At 51.0% G+C, this 1,462-nt stretch carries 1 tRNA gene and 1 rRNA gene; both read left to right on the plus strand.

The features are described 5' to 3' along the window. Positions 1-172: 172 nt before the first annotated feature. Positions 173-248: transfer RNA gene (locus SC206_RS05065), tRNA-Glu, on the plus strand. A 369-nt stretch (positions 249-617) separates the two neighbouring features. After that, positions 618-1,462, plus strand: a 23S ribosomal RNA gene (locus tag SC206_RS05070); the annotation flags it as partial.

Consider the following 1,462-nt stretch of genomic DNA (forward strand, 5'->3'; position numbering starts at 1 on the left):
CCGTAGGGGAACCTGCGGTTGGATCACCTCCTTACCTCAAGATACGCATTGTGCAGTGTCCACACAGATTGTCTGATAGATGTAAACGAGCAAGAGCACCTGTTGATGCGGTAGGGAAACCTGCGCAGATACGAAAAGTGCCGAGTCTGTGGATTCGGTGCTGCATTTTCGTGTCCCCATCGTCTAGAGGCCTAGGACACTGCCCTTTCACGGCTGTAACAGGGGTTCGAATCCCCTTGGGGACGCCAATCGACAACGCGTGAAAGACGTTGTCACCGAGTTTTTGCAAACTCATATCCTAAAGATGACTTTACCAAGTCATGTTTACGATATTGCTCTTTAACAATCTGGAACAAGCTGAAAAATTGAAACGCTACAGCTGAAATCTGCCCCCGTAGAAGTATTGGGCAGAGAGTAACCTGTAGCAGAGTCTCTCAAATAATCGCAGCGCGACGAGTGTTTACTCGATATTGCAGCATGAGCGAGAAGATATCCGGCAAGGCGTACCGCACGGAGGACGCGCAATGGACTTGATGTCCATGAGCATTCCGAGTACGGAACAACGCAGCAGGATGTGTTCGCAGCCATGCGGATAACGAAACACCTTCGGGTTGTGAGGTTAAGCGACTAAGCGTACACGGTGGATGCCTAGGCAGTCAGAGGCGATGAAGGGCGTGCTAATCTGCGAAAAGCGTCGGTAAGGTGATATGAACCGTTATACCCGACGATACCCGAATGGGGAAACCCAGTGTGATACGTCACACTATCGCATGGTGAATACATAGCCATGCGAGGCGAACCGGGGGAACTGAAACATCTAAGTACCCCGAGGAAAAGAAATCAACCGAGATTCCCCCAGTAGCGGCGAGCGAACGGGGAACAGCCCAGAACCTGAATCGGTTTGTGTGTTAGTGGAAGCGTCTGGAAGGTCGCAGGGTACAGGGTGATACTCCCGTACACAAAAACACACATTCCGTGAGTTCGATGAGTAGGGCGGGACACGTGACATCCTGTCTGAATATGGGGGGACCATCCTCCAAGGCTAAATACTCCTGACTGACCGATAGTGAACCAGTACCGTGAGGGAAAGGCGAAAAGAACCCCGGCGAGGGGAGTGAAATAGAACCTGAAACCGTGTACGTACAAGCAGTGGGAGCCTACTTTGTTGGGTGACTGCGTACCTTTTGTATAATGGGTCAGCGACTTATATTTTGTAGCAAGGTTAACCGTATAGGGGAGCCGTAGGGAAACCGAGTCTTAACTGGGCGTCAAGTTGCAAGGTATAGACCCGAAACCCGGTGATCTAGCCATGGGCAGGTTGAAGGTTGGGTAACACTAACTGGAGGACCGAACCGACTAATGTTGAAAAATTAGCGGATGACTTGTGGCTGGGGGTGAAAGGCCAATCAAACCGGGAGATAGCTGGTTCTCCCCGAAAGCTATTTAGGTAGCGCCTCGTGAA

Origin of the sequence: Rouxiella sp. T17 (genome assembly GCF_036663475.1) — a bacterium.
Classification (GTDB): Bacteria; Pseudomonadota; Gammaproteobacteria; order Enterobacterales; family Enterobacteriaceae; genus Rouxiella.